Origin of the sequence: Polaribacter sp. L3A8 (genome assembly GCF_009796785.1) — a bacterium.
In the GTDB taxonomy this organism is placed as follows: domain Bacteria; phylum Bacteroidota; class Bacteroidia; order Flavobacteriales; family Flavobacteriaceae; genus Polaribacter.
In genome coordinates this window covers 1,459,786-1,482,953 of the sequence record NZ_CP047026.1, presented here as the reverse complement: position 1 = coordinate 1,482,953, position 23,168 = coordinate 1,459,786, and the positions used below count along the sequence as shown (strand labels likewise).

Genomic DNA, 23,168 nt, shown 5'->3' with positions numbered 1-23,168 from the left:
TATTTTGGATACTTCAATTGAACTAACAAAACTATTATTACCAGAAATTCTTGTTGACTATTTTAAACTAACTAAGCACGAAGTTAAAAATGGAGAACTTCATTTCCATTTCACAGAATTAAATACGATTCCTGAAGAATTCAAAGCACTTAAATTAAATTCTAAAGGTTTCTTTCCTGAAGCTACTGTTCAAGATTTCCCAATTCGAGGTAAAAACGTTTTTCTACACGTTATTAGACGACGTTGGGTTGAGGAAAATTCTAAAAAAGTGGTTACTAGAGATTGGCAATTAGTAGCAAAAGGCACTAGAATAACTAGTGAATTTGCTGCTTTTTTAAAAGATATCAGTAAGTAATAACGCCACTAGCACTAGTACTGTAGCTAATTTCTACGGGGTAAATCCCAGAAGTTTACAAAGACAGTATAAGGATTATTTAAGTGATTTTAAAGCTTGGGATCAACAGAAGCACGCAACAGACTGGTTATTGTTTGCAAAGAATTTAGGGACTCACTTATCACTTGATGAAACTGCCTTTTCTAACGGTGATTTATATACCATAATAACAAATAAATTAGCTAAAGGAAAGAAAGGAGCAATAGTAGCCATGATCAAAGGAACTAAAGCTGAAGTTGTCATAAAAATACTTCATAAAATTCCTTTAAAACATAGGAAGAAAGTCAGGGAAGTAACCTTGGATATGGCAGGAAATATGGGGCTTATAGTCAAGAAATCCTTTCCAAACGCTGCCTTAGTAATAGATCGTTTTCATGTGCAAAAATTAGCATTAGATGCACTGCAAGAAATAAGAATTAAACATCGGTGGGAAGCGATTGATGTTGAGAATGATGCCATTGAAAACGCCAGAAGTAAATCTTTAAAATACACCCAAAAACTATTACCAAATGGAGATACACTCAAACAACTATTAGCTAGAAGCAGATATCTATTATATAAATCAAGTAGTAAATGGACTAAAAATCAATCTATAAGAGCAGAAATATTGTTTGAAAAATATCCTGATATAGAGAAAGCATACAAGTTATGTCAAAATCTATCTTGGATATTCAATAACACTACAGACAAAACATCAGCACTTATAAGACTTGCTAAATGGGATGAAAAAGTAAGACAGGCACACTTTAAAAGCTTCAACACTATAGCTAGAACGATGTCGATACATTATAAAAACATCTTAAACTATTTTGATAATCGAAGTACGAATGCATCAGCAGAATCATTCAATGCTAAAATTTAAAGCCTTTAGAGTACAGTTTAGAGGCGTCAGAAATGTGGATTTTTTCTTATATAGACTTACTACTATTTTTGCGTAATTCTTAAATCCCACAACTTTTTGACTTGATCCAGTACGAATGCATCAGCAGAATCATTCAATGCTAAAATTTAAAGCCTTTAGAGTACAGTTTAGAGGCGTCAGAAATGTGGATTTTTTCTTATATAGACTTACTACTATTTTTGCGTAATTCTTAAATCCCACAACTTTTTGACTTGATCCTTGTTTTGTTGTAAAGAATTAAAAAAGTCAATTTGTTGTACCCAAACAAAAAAAAAGCCAAGATATAAATCTTGACTTTCCGTATTATACTTGTAGCGAGAACGGGATTTGAACCCGTGACCTCAGGGTTATGAATCCTGCGCTCTAACCAACTGAGCTACCTCGCCGTGGTTTTGAGGCTGCAAAGATAGTAGAATTTTATTAACTGGCAATAATTGTTTTAAATTTTTTTTAAATAGAATTAATAACTATATTGTCAGCTTAAGAAAAACAATAATGGATAAAATAAAATTCGAACTAGAAATTTCAATTCACGCATCTCCACATATGTTGTATCAATACATCTCATCACCTTCTAATTTACAAGAATGGTTTGCAGATAAAGTGAATTCTAGAGGGAAAGAGTATAGTTTTACCTGGGAAGGAGAAGAAGAAATTGCAGAATTAATTACTAAGAAAACAGATGATAGAATTCGTTTTAAATGGTTAGAAAGCCAAGGAGATGACAGTTTTTTTGAAATTAAAATTCAAGTAGATGCATTAACAAAAGATGTTTCTTTAATAATTACCGATTTTGCTGATGATGAAGATGATGTTGAAGAAGCAAAACAATTATGGGAAAATCAAATAGATGAATTAAGACATACTATAGGTGCTTAATATTCTATTTTTATAAAATTATAAAACTCAACATTATTGTTGAGTTTTTTTATGCTTAAACATTTTAAAAACATTAATTTTACAACGCTAAAAATATCTTATTTATGATGAATTTTAATGGGGAATTATTGAATTCAGAAGATCTAAACTTATCTTCAGAAAACAGAGCTTTTAAATATGGTGACGCTATTTTTGAAACCGTAAAAGTAATGCATAAAAAAGTTGTTTTCTGGGAAGATCATTATTTTAGATTAATGGCTTCTATGAGAATGTTACGTATGAAAATTCCTTTAGAGTTTACTTTGGAGTTTTTAGAGCAAGAAATTTTAAAAACAGTTGCTTCTTGTGAAGATACAAATACATATAGAGTCCGTTTAAATGTTTTTAGAAAAGATGGCGGTTTGTACACTCCTAAAACAAATAAAATAGATTACACAATAGAGGCTCATACAAGTTCTTATCAAACTAAAAAAGCATACTCTTTAGATGTTTTTAAAGATTTTTATAATTTTTCTGGACTTTTATCTACTGTAAAAACGAATAATAGAATGTTAAATACTTTGGCAAGTATTTTTGCTGATGAAAATGATGTAGATAATTGTATTCTATTAAATGAGAAAAAGGGAGTAGTAGAGGTTACCAACGGAAACATCTTTATTGTGAAAGGAAATGTTATTAAAACGCCTGCTTTAACAGAGGGTTGTATAAAAGGGATTACACGTAATAAAGTAATAGAAATTTTATCTAAGAATAAAGATTTTACGCTAGAAGAAACTTCAATATCACCTTTCGAGGTTCAAAAAGCAGATGAAGTATTTATAACAAATGCAATTATTGGGGTGCAACCGGTAACGAGTTATAAGAAAAAAACATTTACAACAGAGCTTGGTGCTAAAATAGCAGGTAACTTAAAGGTGTTACAGATTACTGGAGTTTAATTTAAATTGAAATCGCTAGGAGCGTTTGCCCAAAGTTTGTAATTACCTCCTTTTTGTAATAATTTATTTTTCCAAAGGCTTTCATCATCCATAGAAAAAATATTTTCGAAATCATTTTCTCCTACAAACCAGGAGTTTTGATTCATTTCCTCTTCGAGTTGTTCTTTTTCCCAACCAGAATAGCCTAGAAAGAATCGAATATCGGAAGTGTTTAATGTGGCGTTGTTTAATAAGTCTTTTAAACATTCAAAACTTCCGCCCCAAAAAATACCATTGGCAACTTCTATGCTATCTGGTAGTAGTTGTGGTATTTTGTGCACAAAGTATAAATTGTCTTGTTCTACCGGTCCGCCTTGATATACAGGAAAATTACAATCAATTTCTGGCAGTAAATCGTTAATAGTATAGTTTAATGGTCTATTTAAAATAAAACCAACAGAGTTATTACATGTATGTTCTGTGAGTAAAACAATGGTTCTATTAAATGAGCTATCATTTAAAATAGCGGGTTCCGCAATTAATAATTTACCTTTATTTAGTTCCAATATATAAGTTTATAAGAATTATGTTAAATATAACATAATTTTTGACATAAAAAAAACTCTCTTAAAAAAGAGAGTTTTATATACTTTAAAACGATAGGTCTTAGTTTACAGCATCGCTTAAACCAGCTCCTGCTTTAAATTTTGCTACGTTTTTAGCTGCAATTTGAATAGTGTTTCCTGTTTGAGGATTTCTACCAGTTCTAGCAGCTCTGTTAGATACAGAGAATGTACCAAATCCTACTAAAGCAACTTTATCACCACTTTTTAAAGAAGCAGTTACGTTATCTGTAAAAGATTCTAATGCCGCTTTAGCTGCTACTTTAGAAATTCCTGCATCAGCAGCCATTGCATCGATTAAATCTGACTTGTTCATAATAATTAGATTTTTTAAATTAATTGTATATTTTATTGCTTAAAAGCTTAACAAATATAGACGGATTAAGGGTTTACGCAAATTTGAGTGCTTAAAAAGTGCCTTTTTGTTAATAAATATGTCTAAATTGTTAATAAAGGTTGTTGTAAAACACAGAAATCTATAAAAACCTTACTGATAAAGGCTTTAGATGACTTTGGCTTCTGATGAAAAAGTATAACCGTTTAGCAAGCTTTTTGCATCCATTTTCTTTTTTCCAGATAGTTTTATTTCATCAATAATAATAAAACCTCCATTAACAGCCACTTTTAATTCTTTTTTTGTTGTTATAATTTTACCAACGGTAAAATGATGAGGTTCTTCTTCATTCTTTTCTTTTTTAATGGCATAAATTTTAGCAGCTATTTCTTCCTCTTCATTCATTATGTTTGTCCAAGCTGCCGGAAAAGGATTTAACCCTCTAATTTTGTTATAGATATTATCTAAAGAGTCCGTCCAATCAATTCTACAATTTTCTGAATTTAATTTAGAAGCAGATTTTTCTTCTAAATCGGGTTGTTTTGTAGTTGTTACTTTTTCAGTTGCAATTAAGTCTATTGTTTTTCCAACTAAATCGGCTCCTAAAAACATTAGCTTGTCATGAAGTGTACCAACAGTTTCTGTTTCAGAAACGGCTATTTCTTCTTGTAAGATAATTTCTCCGGTGTCAATTTTATCATCAATAAAAAACGTAGTAACACCTGTTTTAGTTTCTCCATTAATAATTGCCCAATGAATTGGTGCTGCACCTCTATATTCTGGTAATAAAGAAGCATGTAAATTAAAAGTACCATATTTAGGCATTTGCCAAACTATTTTTGGTAACATTCTAAAAGCAACTACAATTTGTAAATCGGCATTTAAATCTTTTAACTCCTTATTAAAGTCTTCGTTTTTTAAATTGGTAGGTTGTAAAATTGGTAAATTTACCGAGGTTGCATATTTTTTTACGGCAGATTCGTTTAACTTTCGTCCTCTACCTGCTGGTTTGTCAGATGCTGTAATAACACCAACAACATTATAATCATTTTCTACTAAGTGTTTTAAAATAGTGACAGCAAAATCTGGAGTTCCCATAAAAACAATACGTACGTCTTTCATAATTAGTTGTTTAATTGGTATTTATTTTGATGATTAATTTTAATTGTATCATCTGTTAATAATTGTCGCAAATGTATTAAAATGTCTTTTTCATTTGCTATTAAAGCGTCACTAATTTCTGATGATGATAAAACTTGTTTGTGTTTTAAAAGTTGTATTATTTCGGATGATAAATTTTTAGCAGACTTTCTGTTTTCTAAAATACAGACATCGCAAATACCACATTTTTCTGATTTTATTTCATCAAAATAACTTAAAACCTGACTGCTTCTACAAATGGTATTGTTATTTACAAATGCAATTAAATCATCAGATTTCTTTTTCTTCTGACTTACAAATTGTTTTATTTCTCTAGAAAATCGATTGATGGTATAGTCGTCTTCTCTTGGAAGTAAAAAAGTAAGTTCAGCTTCATTTTTTACAGGTTTGTATTCTATAATAGCATCGTTCTGTAAACGTTCTAGGTTTGATAAAACAAGACTGGTTGTAAGGCTCGTTTTTTTTGCGATAAAAAATTCGTCAATTTTAACCTCTTGCTCAAACAAACCAGCATAAGTTCTTAAAATTGAATTGGTAAATTTTTTGATTATAGGATTTTGATCCAAATAATTTAAAACAGTTTTACTAGGTACAATAAATAACAATGTAGACTTTTTATTGTACTCATTGCTAATTTCTATAATTCCGTTATTTGATAATATTTTAAGAGCAATATCTACCTTTAAAACCGAAAATTTATATTTTTTACAGAACTCTAAAAGATTAAACGAAAAAGTTTCTTCGCTAATTTCTCCTAAAGAAATTCTAAAATATTGATATAATTTTCTATGAATTTCTTTAACCTCTGTAATGCTTAACAATGTTTTTTCTAGCCGATCTTTAAATAATAAGACATCGCTTTTATTAAATAATAAAACGGCAAACGATTTTTTGCTGTTTCTACCAGCTCTACCTGTTTCTTGTACGTAGTTCTCTATACTAGAAGGTAAATCTAAGTGAATAACCAAACCAACGTTTGCTTTATCAATTCCCATTCCGAAGGCATTTGTAGCCACCATAATGGGCGTTTTTTCTGTCATCCAGTTGTTAAAAGAAATATTTTTTTCTACGGATGATAAACCTCCGTTATAAAAAGAACTTTTAAAATTATTGGCATTTAAGAAAGCCGCAATTTGTGCTGTCTTTTTTCTTGAGTTGACATACACAATTGCGGGTGTTTTTGTTTTTGTAAATATTTGAAGTAATCGCTGTAATTTATCTTCAACCGTAAATATTTGATACGCTAAATTTTCTCTAAAAAAAGATTTTTTAAAAACAATATGTTCTTTTAAAGCAAGGTTTGTAGCAATATCATTAAGTACTTTTTTATTTGCTGTAGCTGTTAAGGCTATAAAAGGTATATCAGACTTTAGTTCTCTTAAAATTTTAATACTTCTGTAAGAAGGTCTAAAATCATGTCCCCATTCAGAAATACAATGCGCTTCATCAATAGCAATTAAATTAATGTTTAATTCCTTAATTTTCTGTTGAATAAAAAACGATTGCAATCTTTCGGGAGAAATGTATAAGAATTTAATGCCTCCAAATTTTATGTTATCAAATAAAGTAATAATTTCATCTTGTGTAGCACCAGGTTTAATGCTCGTTGCTTTAATTCCTTTTTTTATTAAGCTTTCTACTTGATCTTGCATTAAAGCAATTAAAGGAGATATTACTAAGCAAACTCCTTCTTTTGCTAGTGCAGGTACTTGAAAACAGATAGATTTTCCTCCACCTGTTGGTAGCAATGCAATAACATCTTTTTGTTCTAAAACGGCAGTAATTATTTCTTCTTGCTGTGTTCTAAATTTAGAATAACCCCAATATTTTTTTAATATTTCTTTTGGCAATATCATAAATCGCAAGTAAGCGAATTAATTACAAAATTGGTTCTTTCTTCTAAAGAACCAAAAGGAATGTTAATAATGCAATAGCCTAAATCTGTATAGGATTTTATTAAAAACCGGTCAATCTCCATGGTTTCTTCAAAAGATTCATAGCGTTCATTATCAGTTGTATGTATGTCTTTCCAAGGAGAGAAGTGAAAAATTTTGGTGTATTTGTAAAGGTTGCTTTTTTCGAAAAAAGTAGCGGGATATGCTGTTTTAAAATAATCCATATAGGCATGAACATCAGGGATTCCTCTATCAAAAAAAACAAGTTTTTCACTATTTTTACTAGCTGTTAAATATTGTTTTTCTCTACCTTCTAAAAGCATTTTACTAAACAATAAAGGCTCTGTTAAAAACAATTGGTCTATGCCTTTTTTTTGAGCTTCTAGAGTAACTTCTCTAGATATTTCTGGCATACAAAAATACCCTCTATTTACTAATTCATTTATTACGGAAGTTTTCCCTGTTCCTGGTCCACCAATTAAGACGATTTTTTGCTGCATTTCACAAAAATAAATGATTCCCTTTATAAAACTAATTTTTAATGTAATTTTGTGTCTTGTTATTTGTAATTAATTTAGAATAAAGAAAGTATTTTTATGAGTGATAAAAAAGAGTTTTATGCAAAATTGAAAGCACAGTTAGAAGATACAACTACTTTTCCTGCAGATTATATGTATAAATTTATTGTACCTACAGAGGGTAATCAAGTACAAGAAGTAGAAGATTTATTTAATGATACTGGTGCTGTAATAAATACAAAAAAGTCTAAGACAGGGAAATATGTTAGTGTTTCTATCGTATTAAAAATAGAAAGTTCAGAGAAAGTAATTTCTTATTATTTAAAAGCAGAAAGTATTAAAGGGATCATATCATTATAATTAAGAAGTTTATGAAAAAAATAGTATTATTATTTGTTTTAAGTTTATCAATAACTGCCTTTGCTCAGAAGAAAGATAAAACATTACTCACAATAGATGGTGAAAAAACAACCGTTTCTGAATTTAAAAGAGTCTATGAAAAAAATTTAGACGCTATAGATAATGAAGAAGCAAAAAGCATTACTAAAAATTTAGAGCTGTATATTAATTACAAGTTAAAGGTTAAAGAAGCGTATGCTATTAAATTAGATACATTACCTTCTTATAAGAGAGAAATGGAAACGTATAAGAACCAGCTTTCTGCACCTTATTTACAAGACACTACCTTTATAGATCAATTGGTAAAAGATGCGTATTTTAGAACTAAAAATCAAGTAAAAGCAAAACATCTTTTATTAAGATTGCCAAGAGATGCAGCACCAAGTGATACCTTAATGGTCTATAACAATATTTTAAAATTAAGAGAAAGAATTTTAAATGGAGAAAAATTTGAAACAATTGCTGCTCAGTATTCAGAAGATGGTTCTGCTAAGGATGATCCTAAAACAGGAAGAAAAGGAAATGGCGGTAATTTAGGCTATTTCTCTGCTTTTAGTATGGTCTATCCTTTTGAAGTTGCAGCTTATACTACAGAAATTGGTGGAATTTCAATGCCTTTTAAAACGCAATTTGGGTATCATATTATACAAGTTGATGATGTAAAAGAGTCTAGTGGCGAAATAGAAGCTGCACATATTTTAGTGAGAGATACAACTTTAGTAGGTAAAGTAAGAATAGACAGTGTTTATGCTAAATTAAATAATAATGAAAACTTTGATGATTTAGCGCAACAGTACTCAGAAGATCCTGGATCTAAAAATAAAGGTGGTAAATTGGGTAAATTTACAGAAGGACGAATGGTAAAATCATTTGATGATGCCGCATTTGGATTAGAAAATGTGAATGAGTATTCTAAACCATTTAAAACTCGTTTTGGTTGGCACATTGTTAAACTGTTAAAAAAACATCCTATTAAATCTTTTAAAGAAATGAAAAAAGATTTAAAATCTAAAGTAAAATCCAGCTCTAGAATGGAGTTGTCTGAAAAAGCAGTTGTAAATAAATTAAAAAAACAATATACAATTACAGAATTTGAAGACGCTAAAAAGATTTTAGATAAAAAAAACGTAAGAGGATTGCCTAAAGATTCTTTACAAGGAATACTTATTGCTATAAACGATAAAAATATTACTCAAGAAGGTTTTGTAAAGTATATTAGAAATAGAAGACAGTTTCCTATCTTTAAACTATTCGAAATGTTTAAAGAGAAACAAATATTAGAATATTACAAAGAGAACTTAGTAAATACAGAGCCAGAATATGCTTATACTTTAAAGGAGTATGAAGATGGTTTGTTGCTTTTTGAATTAATGCAAGATAAAATTTGGAATCAGTCTTCTAAAGATACGCTAGGTTTACAAGAGTATTTTAAAAAACACACAGACAATTATAAAACAACGGATTTAAAAAGTATTAAAGGTCAGGTTATTAATGACTATCAAAATTTCTTAGAAAAAAAATGGATTGCAGATTTAAGAAAGAAAAGTAAAATTAAAGTGGATAAAAAACAGGTAAAAAAATTAATTAAATTCTACGAAAACTAATAATGAAGTATATCGCTATCTTATTTTGTGTTGTTCTTTTTACCTCTTGCGATTTTTTTAAAATGCAAGAGAAAGAAAGTAATACCTCAGAAATTGTAGCTATTGTTAATACCGAAAAACTTTTTAGAAAAGATTTGGTAAATATATTACCTAAAAATATTAATAAATTAGATAGCGTTATTTTAGTAAAGAGTTATATTCAAGATTGGGCAATTAAAAGACTTTTGCTAGAAAAAGCGAAGAATAATAGTTCTTTAGAAACCGTAACCCAAATAGATAATTTAGTTAAAGATTATAAAGAAAGTCTTTTAATTAATAACTTTAAAGAAGAGCTTGTAAAACAACAATTAGATACTGTTATTTCTGATGAAGAATTAACAAGCTATTATTTGTTGAATAAAGAGAATTTTAAATTAAATGAAGAATTAGTTAAAATAAAATATCTTTTTGTAGATACTAATATAAAAGATAAAAAGGAAATTATAAAACTCTTTAAATCTGATAGTATTAATGATTTAGAAAAGCTAGAAAAACAAGAGTTAAGTTTTAAGTTTCATCAATTTAACGATTCCATTTGGACTCAATTAGATAACATTTTGTTAAAACTTCCTTTTTCAAAGGAAAAACTGTTAAAAAAAACAAAATTCATCGAAAAACAAGATTCAATAGGTTTATATTTGGTGGCTATAAAAGACGTTTTAGAGCGTAATTCTATTGCGCCGTTAAGTTATATTACACCAACAATAGAACAAATGATTTTACATAAACGTAAAATTGAATTATTAAGAGAGATAGAAAAAATAATAGTAAAGGATGCAACACAGAACAACAATTTCAAAATATATTAAAGTATCAATTTTTACCTTTTTCTTGGGGTTTTTAGGGGTGCAAACTTTTGCGCAAAAAATTAAAATAGATGGAGTAGCAGTTGTTATTGGTAAAAACATTGTGTTAGAATCTGATATCGCTAAATTTAAGCAAGAGGTAGAGTTAAGAAGTGAAGGTAAAGTAACCATTACCGATTGCGAAATGCTAGAAGAATTAATGCAACAGAAGTTAATGGCGCACCATGCCATTGTAGATAGTGTTGTTGTTTCAGATGCAGAAGTATCTTCGAGAGTAGATAGAAGTATTCAGTACTTTACGCAACAATATGGTGATGTAGAAAAAGTAATTAAAGCTTACGGTTTTAATGATTTAGATGATTTAAAAAAGGAATTAACAACGGTTCAGACAGAAAACGTTTTAATAGAAAAAGAACAACAAAAAATTACTGAAAAAATAGATGTTACTCCAGAAGAGGTTCGTCTTTATTTTAATGGATTAAAAGAAAAAGGAGAATTACCTCAGTTTCCTGCAGAAATAGAATTGGCTCAAATTGTTATTAAAGCAGTGCCTACTAAAGAAGAAACAGATAGAGTTATTGCTAAATTAAACGAATTAAAAAAAGAAATAGAAGAAGGTTCTAATTTTAGAATGAAAGCTATTATTAATTCAGATGATCCTGGTGTTACTAGTAATGGAGGTGAATATTCTGTAACAAAAGAATCTAGTTTTATTAAAGAGTTTAAAGAAATGGCTTTTACTTTAGATGTTGGTCAGGTTTCTAAACCCTTTAAGTCAGAATTTGGATATCATATTATGCAATTGCATGCCATAAAAGGAAATACAAGAGTTGCATCTCATATATTAATGCAAACAAAAGTTTCAGACGAGAAAATGGATGAAATTAAAAAGAAAGCAGAAAATATTATTTTAGAAATTAGATCAGGAGACTTAACTTTTGCGGATGCAGTTAAGAAATATTCTAATGATGACGAAACTAAGAATAATGGCGGTCTTATTATTAATCCATCTACAGGAGAATCTAAATTTGATTTAACAAGAATGGATCCGGCCTTTTATGCAAGAGTAAGTGATCTTAAAAAAGGAGAAATGACAGACCCTTTTTACGATGAAGAAAGATCTGGCGATAAGATGTTTAAGTTTATTTTGATGAAAGACAGAACAGATACACACGTTGCCGATCTTGTAGAAGATTATGTTAAAGTTCAGCAATTAGCGCTTCAGAAAAAGAAAGAAGAAACCATTACTAAATGGTCTAAAAGTAAAATAAAGGATACTTATATTAACATAGGACCTACGCACAGTAATTGTACTTTTGAAAAGAACTGGAAAAAAGAAGTAAATAAATAATGTCAGACGTTAAAGCGGTAACCGATTTAGTAGCTAAATATAAAACGATAAAAGCAGAAATAGCAAAAGTTATTATTGGTCAGCATGAAGCTGTAGATTTTACTTTGTTATCTGTTTTTTGTGGCGGACACTCATTATTAGTTGGGGTGCCAGGTTTAGCAAAAACATTATTGGTTAACACCGTTTCGGATGCATTAGGTCTAAATTTTAAAAGAATACAATTTACACCAGATTTAATGCCTTCTGATATTTTAGGAAGTGAGATATTAGACGAAAACAGGCATTTTAAATTTATTAAAGGACCTATTTTTTCTAATATTATCCTTGCAGACGAAATTAATAGAACTCCTCCTAAAACACAAGCGGCGCTTTTAGAAGCAATGCAAGAGCGTTCTGTAACTGTTTCTGGAAACCATTACAAATTAGATTTGCCTTTTTTTGTATTGGCAACACAAAACCCAATTGAGCAAGAAGGAACTTATCCTTTACCAGAAGCGCAGTTGGATCGTTTTATGTTTTCAATTTATTTAGAATATCCTACTTTCGAAGAAGAAGTAGATGTTGTAAAAAGTACTACAGGTAATAAAAAAGCAACGATAAATCCGTTGTTTTCTTCACAAGAAATTGTTGAAATTCAAAAATTAATACGTAAAATTCCTGTTGCAGATAATGTAATAGAGTATGCGGTTCATTTAGTGGGTAAAACAAGACCAAAATCTAAAGAAGCTACAGAATTAGTAAAATCTTATTTAGATTGGGGAGCAGGTCCAAGAGCTTCTCAAAATTTAATTCTGGCAGCAAAAGCACATGCAGCAATCAATGGAAAGTTTTCTCCGGATATCGAAAACGTAAAAGCTGTTGCGGTTCCTATTTTGTCTCATAGAATTGTAAAGAATTATAAGGCAGAAGCAGAAGGAATAACTGTTTCTGATATTATAAAATCTCTTTTATAATATTTTATTTCTTAGGGTAAAAAAAACGCCCCAAAAGTCAAAATCTTGTCTTTTAAAGCGCTTTTCTTTATTATAGTAAAATACTATTGTTTATTCGTTTTCGAAAAAACTAAATACATTTCCTCCATAACGTTTGTCATAACTATGGTTTTTGTGTTTAGATAAATCTGTGTGTTTAGAGTGCTCAACAATTAAAGTACCTTCTTCCTTTAATAAGTTTCTTGTAAAAACTAAATCTACAATTTTTAAAAATTGCTCTTCGTCAAAATCATAAGGAGGATCTGCAAAAATAACATCTGCTTGTAGCGAGGTTTTTTCTAAGAATTTGTAAACATCACTTTTAAAAGTGTTTATAGGTAATTCTAAGGTTTTTGCTGTTTCGTTGATGTATTTTATACAACCAAAGTGTGCGTCTATAGCATAAATATCTTTTGTGCCTCTAGAACCAAATTCATAGCTAATATTTCCGGTACCAGAAAAAAGGTCGATAACAGCAATGCTATCAAAGTAATACGTGTTGTTTAAGATGTTAAACAACGATTCTTTAGCCATATCTGTTGTAGGGCGAACAGGTAAGTTTTTAGGCGCTGATAAACGTCTGCTTTTATGTTTTCCAGAAATTATTCTCATGAATTTAAAAGGATATAATTAGAATGTTTAGATGCGCTTAATTGATTAAAAATTTTATTGTTGCTTTCTAAAAAAGAAATATTTCTAATATATTGATACGCAATTTTGTAGATTTCAGATGTTTTTTCAATATCACCAGTAAAAGATAGTTCTGTTTCTTCTACATCTAATTTTAATTGTTCAAAAGTAAATAAGATATAATAGATAAAATCTTCTTTGGTATCAAAATAAAAAGAATTTGAAAACACTAGTTGCTTGTTGTGTAGCACAACAATATCAAAATTGTGTTTAGATACATTTATGAATACCTTTTTTTTATCACTGCTATTAAATGAAATTAATTTTTCAATTAAAATAGTTAAATGATGCTTGTATTCAAACTCTCCAAAATTTTGAAATAAATAATTATTAATATTTACATAAGGCACATATACATTTTTTGCATCGATATTTTGGATGTCATCAAAAACAATAAAATCTGTAGCTAATGTTTTAATATTAAAATTAAGGTATTCAGATAGTTTGTCTTCAGAAAAGTAAGGAGATGGTACTAGTGTAAATAAATTATTTTGATGTACAACCAATACCGATGAAAAGTCATTTTGTAGCTGCACATCTGTTTTAAAAATTGCTTCTATTTTCTTTAAAAGACTTTCTGGGCTTACTTGTTTTTCATCAAACACATACTCAGAAAAATAGGTTGTTTCTTTTGTTGTATTGTTTGTGATACAAAAAGAAAATCCATCCAAATTAAATTGGATGGATAACTTTGTATCTTTTGTGTGTTGTAAAGTAATGGTACTATTTGTCTTTATCACCGTCTTGTTTGTCATAAGAAGGAGGCCAGTTACCACCTGATGAAACTTCATCTAAAGAACCAACAGAAACAAATTCACCTTTAATTTGATCTGTAGCCATTTGCTCTAATTCTTGTTTTAAAAGAGACTCATTCATTCCTTTTAAAATGTCTGTTTTGTTTGATTTTACATAGAATGTTGGTACTACCATACCTGGTACTTTTTCAACAGTTCCTACTTCAATTTCAAACTCTTTCCCTGCAACACCAGGAACCTTAAACATTTCCTTATAGTTTTTTCCTTTAAAATACTTAGAAACTGGTTCGTAACCAATAGTGTCTGTTTGTCTTTTTTCTACATCAATGATAATACCACCACCTCTGTTTTCTTTTTCTACAATAGTTTTAGTTTCAGTTAAAGCTAATTTAGCGGTATCAATAAACTGTATTAAAGCAGCTTTATCTTTGGTGTATGTTCCTGTAACCTCAAAATGTTTAACTTCTGCGTCTCTAATTATTTTTAAGTTGTTTATTACTTTATTGTATTTAACAACTTTAGTTTTATTAAAAATAATCGGTTCCATTATACCGTAATATATTTTAGAAACTAAGAATACAGTTAAAGCTAAAAGTAAAATAGACGCTATCCATCTTAATTTTAATGGTAAAAATTTAACTATAACAATAGCTAGTAATACTGCAACTAAAACAGCTGCCAAAATCATTCCAAGTAATCCCATTTTACGTATGTTTTTTTTAATAGTCCTAAGGCAAATTTACACTTTTTTTTTTATGATAAAAACTTTTACATACAAATCAATGTATCTTTGTGGTATTAATTTTTATATGATAAATAAAACAGCCGATTTTTACGCAGAATTACTTAAAAAATTTCAATTTTCTCCAACTTCTAAACAAAATAAATTATTACGACTTTTAAGTGATTTTAGTTTTAGTGATGATGCTGATGCCTTGTTTTTGCTTAAAGGATATGCAGGTACAGGTAAAACCACTACCATTAGTGCATTTGTAAATAGTTTGGCAACTATACAAAAAAAAGCAGTTTTATTGGCACCAACAGGTAGAGCTGCCAAAGTAATTGCAGTTTATTCTAAAAGGCCTGCATTTACAATTCATAAAAAAATATATTTTCCTAAAAAACAGGCAAATGGTGGAGTCGGTTTTGTTTTACAGCCCAATAAACATAGAAATACAATTTTTATTGTAGATGAGGCCTCTATGATTCCTGATAGTAGACAAAATCAAAAATTGTTTGATTCTGGGTCTTTATTAGATGATTTAATTAGATTTGTATATTCTGGTCATCAATGTAAATTGATATTTATTGGGGACACTGCGCAACTTCCGCCAGTAAAATTAAATATTAGTCCTGCTTTAGAGCAAGATACCTTAATGTATGATTACCATAAAAATGTAACTGAAATAGAATTAGATGAAGTAATGCGTCAGCATGAAGATTCTGGGATTCTTGCAAATGCAACTTTATTAAGGTTGATGATACAAAATGATACCACTAATTTTAAGTTCGATATAGATTTTCCGGATATTGTAAGATTAGACGATGGGTATGATATTGAGGATGCTTTGGTAACTGCTTATGATAGTGACGGAGTAGAAGATACTGCTTTTATTGTACGTTCTAATAAAAGGGCCAATCAATATAATCAACAAATTCGAATGCAAATTCGTGGGCAAGAAAATGAAATTTCTGCAGGAGATTATATTATGGTAGTAAAAAATAATTATTACTGGTTAAAAGAAAATTCAACCGCAGGTTTTATTGCCAATGGTGATATTTGCGAAGTATTAAAAATATTTTCTATTAAAGAATTGTATGGTTTTAAATTTGCAGAGGTAGAGGTTAGGATGATTGATTATCCAGACATGCGGCCTTTTGAAACCGTATTGTTATTAGATACTTTAACCAGTGAAACTCCTTCTTTAACGTATGATGAGTCAAACAAATTATATCAAGCGGTAAAAGAAGATTATGCACACTTAAAATCGAAATCTAAACAATTTCAGGAAATTAAAAAGAATGTGTTTTTTAATGCTTTGCAAGTTAAGTTTTCGTATGCTATGACGTGTCATAAATCTCAAGGAGGGCAATGGAAAACAGTGTTTATAGAACAACCTTATTTACCAGATGGCGTCTCTAAAGAATATTTTAGATGGTTGTATACAGCATTAACAAGAGCGCAAGAAAAACTATATTTAATTGGTTTTAAAGAAGATTTTTTTAATGATTAATGCAATAAATAATTAATGATAACGCTGCCGTATCTATGACCGTAATTGTATCTTAAATCTTTAGACTTACTAGTATTATAGTTAAACGAATATCCGAAATTTAAACGGTTTACAGTAAATTTTAAACCTAATTCTATATCAAAAACTAAAGGCATTAAACTTTTAGTAATAGGACTTTCGTCATTAAAAAAACTACCTTGTAAAGTGGCATCATATAATGCATAACGTAACATTGGTTTTACAAAGAAAAAACTTTCTACTTCTCTATAAGTAGTGGTTTGTTGGTTATTTAGATTTGTGTTAAAAGCAATTGAATTTGTTAAGTTTTGAAGTGGCTTTAACCCAATTCTACTGTAAAAACCAGTGGCAATATTTGTATAAACAGTACCTGCATTTAATTCATTTACCCAAGCAACATCTAAGTTATTTGTATTTGTTTGTATAATCGTTTTTAAATATTCCGCATTAAAGTTTAAAGCAAAAGCATTTTTTATTTGATACTCCCAACCTATAGCTTTTTTAAAACCATAAATATCATGTATAAATTCTTGTAATTCTTGGGCATAAGAATTAGAGCCAAGAACGCCAATTTGAGCAGAAGTAGTAAGAATTTGATTGTTTTTGTAGACGCTTTTTATTTTAAAACCTCCATATAAATACCCTGCAAAAGGTCTGTCGTGGTTATTTACATTATCTACTGTAGCTTTAAAGGGAGTATACATTTCTTGACCTACTTGCCATTCGAAAATTCGTTTTTCTAAAGATTCGTTTTTTTTGTTAGAAAGGTATCTATATGTTAAAAAAACACCACTCGTATAGTATCTATCTCTTATTGCAGAAACATACAAATCATTGTCTGTTATTAAACTAATTTCTTTTGAAAACTTTTCTTGTGCTATAGTATACGCAGAAACAAATACAACAAGAATAAAGATGAAACATTTCATAGTAAGCAAATATAAAATAACTTATTTAAAATGATGTTTTTTTTATGCGTTTCTAAAAAAAAGTTGTTATTTTTAGACCAAGTAAAAAGAATGAATGAAGACAAAAAAAGGATTAACCGCAGCAGACTTTCAGAGTGCTAATAACACAGAAGAACTTTTAGCCCTTATAGGGGATAAAAATGAAGCTTTTAATAACGTAAAAAAAACAATTCGGTATAATGAAGAGTTAAGATTGCTTCAAATAGAGTTGGTTAAACTACAGCGTTGGATATCAGATAACAATAAACGAGTTGCTATCATTTTCGAAGGAAGAGATGCTGCTGGTAAAGGTGGTAATATTCGTAGATTTATGGAGCACTTAAACCCACGTTCTAGCAGGTTAGTAGCTTTAAATAAACCTACCGAAATAGAAAAAGGACAATGGTATTTTCAACGTTATATTAAAGAATTACCCAACCCTGGCGAAATTGTTTTTTTTGATAGAAGTTGGTACAATAGAGCTGTTGTAGAACCTGTAATGGGCTTTTGTACAGATCAACAATATAAAGAGTTTTTGGTACAAGTGCCAGAGTTTGAACACATGATGTATGAAGATGGTGTTGTAATTATAAAATTTTGGCTATCTATATCTAAAGATGAGCAACTAAAACGTTTTGAAGGTAGAAAAGAAAACCCTTTAAAACGATGGAAATTTAGCCCTGTTGATAAACAAGGGCAAATTCTTTGGGATAGATATACGCATTATAAAGGTGAAATGTTTTCTAAGACACATACATCTTATAGTCCTTGGATGATGATTAAAACTAATGATAAAAAGGTAGCAAGATTAGAAGCTATAAGACATGTTTTATCAAAGTTTGATTATGAAGAAAAGGACGCAAAAGCAGTTTTAAACCCAGATCCTAATGTTGTAATGCGTTATTATAGATCTAATACTAATATAGATTAAATTTAATATGGAAATATCACCTAAAAATTTAAAAAAATTAAACTCTAAAAAAGGATTATTAGCACTATTGTCTAAGCAGCCTTTAAATATAGAAAAAGCAATTAGATATGTAGATTATCAAAAAAAACTTGAAAATTTACAAGTAGAATTGATTCGTTTACAAACTTGGGCTATAAATAATAATGAAAGAATTATTATTGTTTTTCAAGGAAGAGACGCTGCAGGTAAAGGTGGAGCAATAAGAAGATTAACAGAGCGTATTAACCCACGTCATATGCGTATTGTTGCATTGCCAAAACCATCAGAAGATGAGCAATCTCAATGGTATTTTCAAAGATACGTAGAGCAGTTTCCTAAAGCAGGAGAAATGGTTTTTTTTGATAGAAGTTGGTATAATAGAGCTGTTGTAGAACCTGTTAATGATTTTTGTACACAAGAAGAGTATCACATTTTTATGAACCAAGTAAATGATTTCGAAAGAATGATTTTAGAGTCTGGTATTCATTTGGTAAAAATATATATGTCTATTTCTAAGAAAGAGCAAGCGAAACGTTTTGCAGACATAAAAAGCGATCCATTAAAACAATGGAAAATGACCAAGTTAGATGAAAAAGCACAAGACCTTTGGGAAAATTATACAGAGTATAAAAAGGCAATGTTTGAAAAAACAGACACAGAAATTTCTCCTTGGAAAATAATTAGAGCAAATAGAAAAACAGAAGCACGTGTAAATGTTATTAATCACATTTTAGATCGTATTCCTTATGATAAAAACTTAAAGGTTTAGGTTAATGCTTTTTTTACTTTAGAAAAAATAAAATAGATTTCAGCTGCAATTTGTTGATTTGTGTTTAAATAAGTTTCATTCTGTAATGGAGTTCCATCAGAAGGCTTAGGGTCTACAAACGGTAAATGAAATCTATACATAGCTTCTGGTATAAAAGGGCATTTTGCGTCTGCGATATTACAAGTGGTTATGGCTATAAAAGGTTTTTTATTATCTATATGATCATATCTTTTAGAAAAACCTAAGATCGTTTTAGACGATTCTTCAAAAGAAATAAGATACTTTGGGTTTTGATGAGAAAAATCCTCTAAATTAAAAGAAAAACTAACTTTTTGTAGCGTTTTTATAGTGTTTCTATAAAAAGAAGTAACTTCTGTTCCGCCAGAAAAACTATGAATGTTTAGATTGAAATAATGGGCTGCAAAAAATCCCCAAACTTGTGCTAATTGACTTCTTCTTGAGTTGTGTGTGCAAATAAAATTTAAATTAACAAAACCTTCGTTTTTATATTCTTTAGAAATTGTTTCAGAAATTTCTAACAATAAATTCTTTCTGCCATCACTTAATGTAATTTTATTGTGAGCATTTGTAAAGAATTTTCTTGTAGAAATAGCTGAAGTCTTAATCATCTTGTTATTTTTGTCTCAAATATACTATCTTAAAAACTGAAAGTAAATTAATAGAAAGTTAAGAATGTGTTTAGAAATTGGAAATAAAGTAGCGGTTTTAGACGATGTTTTAAAAGGAATCGTTACCCATGTTATGGGTGATGAAGTTTCAATTGAAACCAGCGATGGTATGGTTTTTAAATTTAATTCCTCAGAATTAGTTAGAATAGGAGTTGAGCAACACGAATTATCAAAGTTTAGTGATATCAATAATGCATTACTAAAAGATAAAATTGCTCAAAATAAGCCAAAGACAAGCTTGTTTAAAAAAGAAAAAAAGGAAATAATTTTAGAAGTTGATTTACATATAAGTAAGTTAACAAAATCTACTAGAAACATGGATAATTATGATATGTTAAACCTTCAATTGGATACTGCAAAAAGTAAAGTTGAGTTTGCTATTTCTAAACGAATTCCTAAAATAGTTTTTATTCATGGAGTTGGTGAGGGCGTTTTAAGGTCAGAGCTTCAACGATTATTAAATAAATATCCGGTTAAATTTTATGATGCTTCCTATAAAAAATATGGTTTAGGAGCAACAGAAGTTTATGTTTTTCAGAACGCTAATTAATTGTAAGTTTACAGAATGAAAACGGTTTATTTAGACAACGCAGCTACCACACAAATTGACGATGAGGTTATAGAGGTAATCCATTCTTCTATGAAGAGTAATTACGGCAATCCTTCTTCGATACATCAATTTGGAAGAAAAGCAAAATCTGCAGTAGAAACTGCGAGAAAAAATATTGCAAAATATTTTAAGGTTACTGCTAGTGAAATTATTTTTACAGCAGGCGGTACTGAAGCAGATAATTTAATTTTACAGAATGCTGTTTTTAATTTAGAGGTAAAAAGAATAATTACTTCTAAAATAGAACATCACGCAGTTTTACATACTTGTACTCATTTAAAAAAAGCACACAACATTAGTGTAGATTATGTTAATGTTGATGAATTTGGAACTGTTGATACAGCACATTTAGAGGAGCTTTTATCAATATTAAAAGAAAAAACATTAGTAAGTTTAATGTTGATCAATAATGAAATTGGTAGTATTTTAGATATTGATGAGATTGCTAGAATTTGTAAAAGTAACAATGCTTTATTCCATTCGGATACCGTTCAGTTGATAGGTCATTATCCGCTTGATTTACAAAAAATACCGGTTGATTTTATAGCAGCAAGCGCACATAAATTTCATGGACCAAAAGGAGTTGGTTTTGCCTTTTTTAGAAAAGGATTCGGAATTTTACCAATGTTACATGGTGGCGAACAAGAAATGGGCGCAAGGTCTAGTACAGAGAATGTACATGCTATTTTAGGCATGGAAAAAGCATTCGAAATTGCTGTTTCTAATTTAGAGGAAGATAAAGTTTACATAGAGAATTTAAAAAAGTATTTTATTTTTGAGTTACAAAGTATATCAGAAAAGATTCAGTTTAACGGACTTTCTTCTGATTTAGAAAAAAGTAGTTACACCATTTTAAATGTGCGTTTTCCTTTTACAAATGATATGTTATTATTCAGTTTAGACATGGCAGGAATTGCTGTTTCTGGAGGAAGTGCCTGCCAAAGCGGAAGCAATAAAGGCTCTCACGTATTAAGAGAAATTTTAAAGGACGCAGATGCGGATAAAACTTCTATTCGTTTTTCTTTTTCAAAATATACAACCAAAGAAGAAATTGATTTTGTTGTAAAATATTTAGTAGATGCTATATAAGTAGAGTGTTTTAATAAAGTTTAACTATATAAAAAGGGTTGCTTAAAATATTTTAAGAAACCCTTTTTTTAATTATTTTAACTTTAAAAATGAGATGTTATACTTTAGTCCTAAATTGATAAAAGGACTGCTTAACTCTCCGCCTTTTGCTTTTACATAACCAGCTGCAGCTCTAAAGTTTAATGTTTTAGAAAGTTGATACTCTAAACCTAAACTTGGTTTTATAATAAAACCTTGGCCTGTGCTAATGTTTCCTCCACCTGCAGCACCACCTAAAAGTTGTGTAAAAATAGAGGTAGAGCTATTAAAGAAAGGCTTTGATTTTATACCTAAACCAACCAAACCTTCTGCATAAGCACCAGCATTACCAAAGTTTGCAAAAGAGGTTTGTCCAGCAACAAATAGGTGTTTGTTTAAATCTAAATTTATTTGCAAAGAAATTTGATGCATGTGTTCTGTTGGGTCTTCCATTCTCTTGGCATTAAAGTAAAGGTCTTGTTTTACAATAACATCAAATCCTTTAAATTTTCCTTGCGTAAAAGAATTATTGTCTGTTTTTACTCCATTTCTTTCTATGTAGTATTTAATTCCGACTCCAAATGTTGAGGTATAAAAATCTTTATTAGGCGTTAATAAATATCCTTTATTAACAGAAACATAAATATCTTTGAATAATTGCTGTTCTATAGATATGTCTGGGTAGAATAAAAAGCCACCTTTACTATCTACACCACCACCACCACCAGCACCAAAACCTAATTTAGCTAAAATATTGGTTCTGTTTTTATTCATAGATAAATGATATCCTCCACCTAATAAAACATCCATATAACCTGCTCTAATACCATCGTAGGCACCATCTACTTTTAAAAATGTAAACCAGTTATCGTTTAAGTAAGACGTAAATTCAAAACCAGCTAATTTTATTGTTTTTCCTTTTAAAACTTCTCCAGTAGTAGAATTTGCTTCACTTAAAACTTTTAAATTATTAAAATGAACCATCAAAGAATTCCTTTTTGGTTTTTGATTCCAATTTGTGTTTTCAAAATTATCCAAACCAAATTCTTTTTCTGTATGCTTATAATTTGCATATTCAAAATCTAAAGGAATTTCTAACCCAATATTCAGTTGATGTCCTTTAATTCTTCCACCATCAAAAAAGTTAACATAACTCCAACCTCCATTTAAAGAGAAGTTTTTAAATTGATACCCTAAATTAGCATGTGGTAAAATAAAAGCACCACCACCATCGGGAGCACCAGCGCCACCACCACCACCAAAGTGAAAACCTGTGTCGATATATAATTTTTTAGAAAAGTATTTTTTTAGACCTGCATTAATTCCTAAAGTAAAAAAACCACCTCTAATGCCAGAAATAGAGCCATAAAGGCCAACACCTGTGTAAAAAGATTCATTTAAAAATAAATTATAATGGATGCCCGTAAACCCCATATTTGGTTCATTAAATGTAGATCCAATATCTTCTGGAGGCGGCATCTTTATAGAAAGAAAATCTATTTTGGCAAAACCTTTTTGAGTAATTCTTTCAGGAATATTTTTTGTCTGAGAAAATAATGCTTGAAAAGAAATAAGCGTTATTAATAAGAATATAAAATTTTTCATAAG

General features: G+C 29.4%; 25 protein-coding genes and 1 tRNA gene. 14 read left to right on the top strand and 12 right to left on the bottom strand.

All coding sequences use genetic code 11. From position 1 onward, the window contains the following. Positions 1-4 precede the first annotated feature (4 nt). Both GQR92_RS06005 and GQR92_RS06000 read left to right on the top strand, forming a co-directional pair. On the top strand, positions 5-355 hold the full coding sequence (locus tag GQR92_RS06005; protein ID WP_158838035.1) for an ISAon1 family transposase N-terminal region protein: 351 nt from the start codon (positions 5-7) through the stop codon (positions 353-355). Then, positions 342-1,256, top strand: coding sequence for an ISAon1 family transposase (locus GQR92_RS06000; protein ID WP_441339140.1), 915 nt, complete (start codon positions 342-344; stop codon positions 1,254-1,256). The genes GQR92_RS06005 and GQR92_RS06000 overlap by 14 nt, the downstream gene beginning before the upstream one ends. 351 nt (positions 1,257-1,607) lie before the next feature. On the opposite strand, the gene GQR92_RS05995 is transcribed toward GQR92_RS06000, so the two are convergent. Beyond that, positions 1,608-1,681: transfer RNA gene (locus tag GQR92_RS05995), tRNA-Met, on the bottom strand. Between the two features lie 109 nt (positions 1,682-1,790). Between GQR92_RS05995 and GQR92_RS05990 the strand changes: the two genes are divergently transcribed. Together GQR92_RS05990 and GQR92_RS05985 are read left to right on the top strand one after the other, a co-directional pair. Further along, positions 1,791-2,174: an START-like domain-containing protein gene (locus GQR92_RS05990; RefSeq protein ID WP_158838264.1), complete on the top strand. Its 384-nt coding sequence runs from the start codon at positions 1,791-1,793 to the stop codon at positions 2,172-2,174. Between the two features lie 104 nt (positions 2,175-2,278). Next, positions 2,279-3,112, top strand: coding sequence for an aminotransferase class IV (locus tag GQR92_RS05985; protein WP_158838263.1), 834 nt, complete (start codon positions 2,279-2,281; stop codon positions 3,110-3,112). Here GQR92_RS05985 and GQR92_RS05980 read toward each other — a convergent pair. From GQR92_RS05980 to GQR92_RS05960, 5 genes are all read right to left on the bottom strand, one after another. Then, positions 3,109-3,657, bottom strand: a complete 549-nt coding sequence (locus GQR92_RS05980) for a YqgE/AlgH family protein (RefSeq protein WP_441339135.1) — start codon at positions 3,655-3,657, stop codon at positions 3,109-3,111. The two genes, GQR92_RS05985 and GQR92_RS05980, sit on opposite strands and share 4 nt — an antisense overlap. Positions 3,658-3,757: 100 nt before the next feature. Then, positions 3,758-4,030 carry an HU family DNA-binding protein gene (locus GQR92_RS05975; RefSeq protein WP_158838262.1) on the bottom strand — a complete coding sequence of 91 codons (273 nt, stop codon included), beginning with the start codon at positions 4,028-4,030 and terminating at the stop codon, positions 3,758-3,760. A 186-nt stretch (positions 4,031-4,216) separates the two neighbouring features. Next, entirely contained in the window at positions 4,217-5,170 is a 954-nt protein-coding gene (gene fmt / locus GQR92_RS05970; RefSeq protein ID WP_199269190.1) for a methionyl-tRNA formyltransferase, read from the bottom strand. A 2-nt stretch (positions 5,171-5,172) separates the two neighbouring features. After that, positions 5,173-7,065 (bottom strand): RecQ family ATP-dependent DNA helicase, encoded by a 1,893-nt coding sequence (locus tag GQR92_RS05965; RefSeq protein WP_158838261.1) that lies wholly within the window; start codon positions 7,063-7,065, stop codon positions 5,173-5,175. Next, positions 7,062-7,604, bottom strand: a complete 543-nt coding sequence (locus GQR92_RS05960) for an AAA family ATPase (protein WP_158838260.1) — start codon at positions 7,602-7,604, stop codon at positions 7,062-7,064. The genes GQR92_RS05965 and GQR92_RS05960 overlap by 4 nt, the downstream gene beginning before the upstream one ends. Before the next feature lie 96 nt (positions 7,605-7,700). Here GQR92_RS05960 and GQR92_RS05955 point away from each other — a divergent pair, with 96 nt between their 5' ends. The 5 genes from GQR92_RS05955 to GQR92_RS05935 all read left to right on the top strand — a co-directional run bounded on the left by GQR92_RS05955 (position 7,701) and on the right by GQR92_RS05935 (position 12,774). Next, positions 7,701-7,982: a DUF493 family protein gene (locus tag GQR92_RS05955; RefSeq protein ID WP_158838259.1), complete on the top strand. Its 282-nt coding sequence runs from the start codon at positions 7,701-7,703 to the stop codon at positions 7,980-7,982. Positions 7,983-7,993: 11 nt separating this feature from the next. Then, positions 7,994-9,625: a peptidylprolyl isomerase gene (locus tag GQR92_RS05950; protein ID WP_158838258.1), complete on the top strand. Its 1,632-nt coding sequence runs from the start codon at positions 7,994-7,996 to the stop codon at positions 9,623-9,625. Between the two features lie 62 nt (positions 9,626-9,687). Beyond that, on the top strand, positions 9,688-10,473 hold the full coding sequence (locus GQR92_RS05945) for a hypothetical protein (RefSeq protein ID WP_233270026.1): 786 nt from the start codon (positions 9,688-9,690) through the stop codon (positions 10,471-10,473). Then, the gene (locus GQR92_RS05940) at positions 10,439-11,821 is read left to right on the top strand and encodes a peptidylprolyl isomerase (RefSeq protein WP_158838256.1); all 1,383 of its coding nucleotides are present in this window, start codon (positions 10,439-10,441) and stop codon (positions 11,819-11,821) included. The genes GQR92_RS05945 and GQR92_RS05940 overlap by 35 nt, the downstream gene beginning before the upstream one ends. After that, positions 11,821-12,774 (top strand): AAA family ATPase, encoded by a 954-nt coding sequence (locus GQR92_RS05935; protein WP_158838255.1) that lies wholly within the window; start codon positions 11,821-11,823, stop codon positions 12,772-12,774. The genes GQR92_RS05940 and GQR92_RS05935 overlap by 1 nt, the downstream gene beginning before the upstream one ends. 90 nt (positions 12,775-12,864) lie before the next feature. Here GQR92_RS05935 and GQR92_RS05930 read toward each other — a convergent pair whose 3' ends face one another. Genes GQR92_RS05930 through GQR92_RS05920 form a run of 3 tightly spaced genes read right to left on the bottom strand, consistent with a single transcriptional unit; the run spans position 12,865 to position 14,940 of the window. After that, positions 12,865-13,404 carry an RsmD family RNA methyltransferase gene (locus GQR92_RS05930; protein WP_158838254.1) on the bottom strand — a complete coding sequence of 180 codons (540 nt, stop codon included), beginning with the start codon at positions 13,402-13,404 and terminating at the stop codon, positions 12,865-12,867. Next, positions 13,401-14,237 carry a DUF3822 family protein gene (locus GQR92_RS05925; protein ID WP_199269189.1) on the bottom strand — a complete coding sequence of 279 codons (837 nt, stop codon included), beginning with the start codon at positions 14,235-14,237 and terminating at the stop codon, positions 13,401-13,403. The genes GQR92_RS05930 and GQR92_RS05925 overlap by 4 nt, the downstream gene beginning before the upstream one ends. Further along, positions 14,206-14,940, bottom strand: a complete 735-nt coding sequence (locus GQR92_RS05920) for a hypothetical protein (protein ID WP_158838253.1) — start codon at positions 14,938-14,940, stop codon at positions 14,206-14,208. Before GQR92_RS05920 ends, GQR92_RS05925 begins: the two co-directional genes overlap by 32 nt. A gap of 106 nt (positions 14,941-15,046) precedes the next feature. On the opposite strand from GQR92_RS05920, the gene GQR92_RS05915 reads away from it, so the two are divergent. Continuing rightward, positions 15,047-16,471: an ATP-dependent DNA helicase gene (locus GQR92_RS05915; protein ID WP_158838252.1), complete on the top strand. Its 1,425-nt coding sequence runs from the start codon at positions 15,047-15,049 to the stop codon at positions 16,469-16,471. On the opposite strand, the gene GQR92_RS05910 is transcribed toward GQR92_RS05915, so the two are convergent. Beyond that, positions 16,468-17,418: a lipid A deacylase LpxR family protein gene (locus GQR92_RS05910; protein ID WP_158838251.1), complete on the bottom strand. Its 951-nt coding sequence runs from the start codon at positions 17,416-17,418 to the stop codon at positions 16,468-16,470. The genes GQR92_RS05915 and GQR92_RS05910 overlap by 4 nt on opposite strands. A gap of 94 nt (positions 17,419-17,512) precedes the next feature. Here GQR92_RS05910 and ppk2 (GQR92_RS05905) point away from each other — a divergent pair, with 94 nt between their 5' ends. Both ppk2 (GQR92_RS05905) and ppk2 (GQR92_RS05900) read left to right on the top strand, forming a co-directional pair. After that, entirely contained in the window at positions 17,513-18,367 is an 855-nt protein-coding gene (gene ppk2 / locus GQR92_RS05905; protein ID WP_158838250.1) for a polyphosphate kinase 2, read from the top strand. Between the two features lie 7 nt (positions 18,368-18,374). Next, complete coding sequence (gene ppk2 / locus GQR92_RS05900) at positions 18,375-19,154, top strand: polyphosphate kinase 2 (RefSeq protein ID WP_158838249.1); 780 nt, start codon at positions 18,375-18,377, stop codon at positions 19,152-19,154. Here ppk2 (GQR92_RS05900) and GQR92_RS05895 read toward each other — a convergent pair. After that, a complete protein-coding gene (locus GQR92_RS05895; protein WP_158838248.1) occupies positions 19,151-19,783 on the bottom strand; it encodes a hypothetical protein in 633 nt (210 codons plus the stop codon). The genes ppk2 (GQR92_RS05900) and GQR92_RS05895 overlap by 4 nt on opposite strands. 64 nt (positions 19,784-19,847) lie before the next feature. Here GQR92_RS05895 and GQR92_RS05890 point away from each other — a divergent pair, with 64 nt between their 5' ends. Together GQR92_RS05890 and GQR92_RS05885 are read left to right on the top strand one after the other, a co-directional pair. Next, complete coding sequence (locus GQR92_RS05890) at positions 19,848-20,393, top strand: Smr/MutS family protein (RefSeq protein ID WP_158838247.1); 546 nt, start codon at positions 19,848-19,850, stop codon at positions 20,391-20,393. A 15-nt stretch (positions 20,394-20,408) separates the two neighbouring features. After that, entirely contained in the window at positions 20,409-21,542 is a 1,134-nt protein-coding gene (locus GQR92_RS05885; RefSeq protein WP_158838246.1) for a cysteine desulfurase family protein, read from the top strand. Between the two features lie 72 nt (positions 21,543-21,614). On the opposite strand, the gene GQR92_RS05880 is transcribed toward GQR92_RS05885, so the two are convergent. Next, positions 21,615-23,165: a hypothetical protein gene (locus tag GQR92_RS05880; RefSeq protein WP_158838245.1), complete on the bottom strand. Its 1,551-nt coding sequence runs from the start codon at positions 23,163-23,165 to the stop codon at positions 21,615-21,617. Between the last annotated feature and the right edge of the window lie 3 nt (positions 23,166-23,168).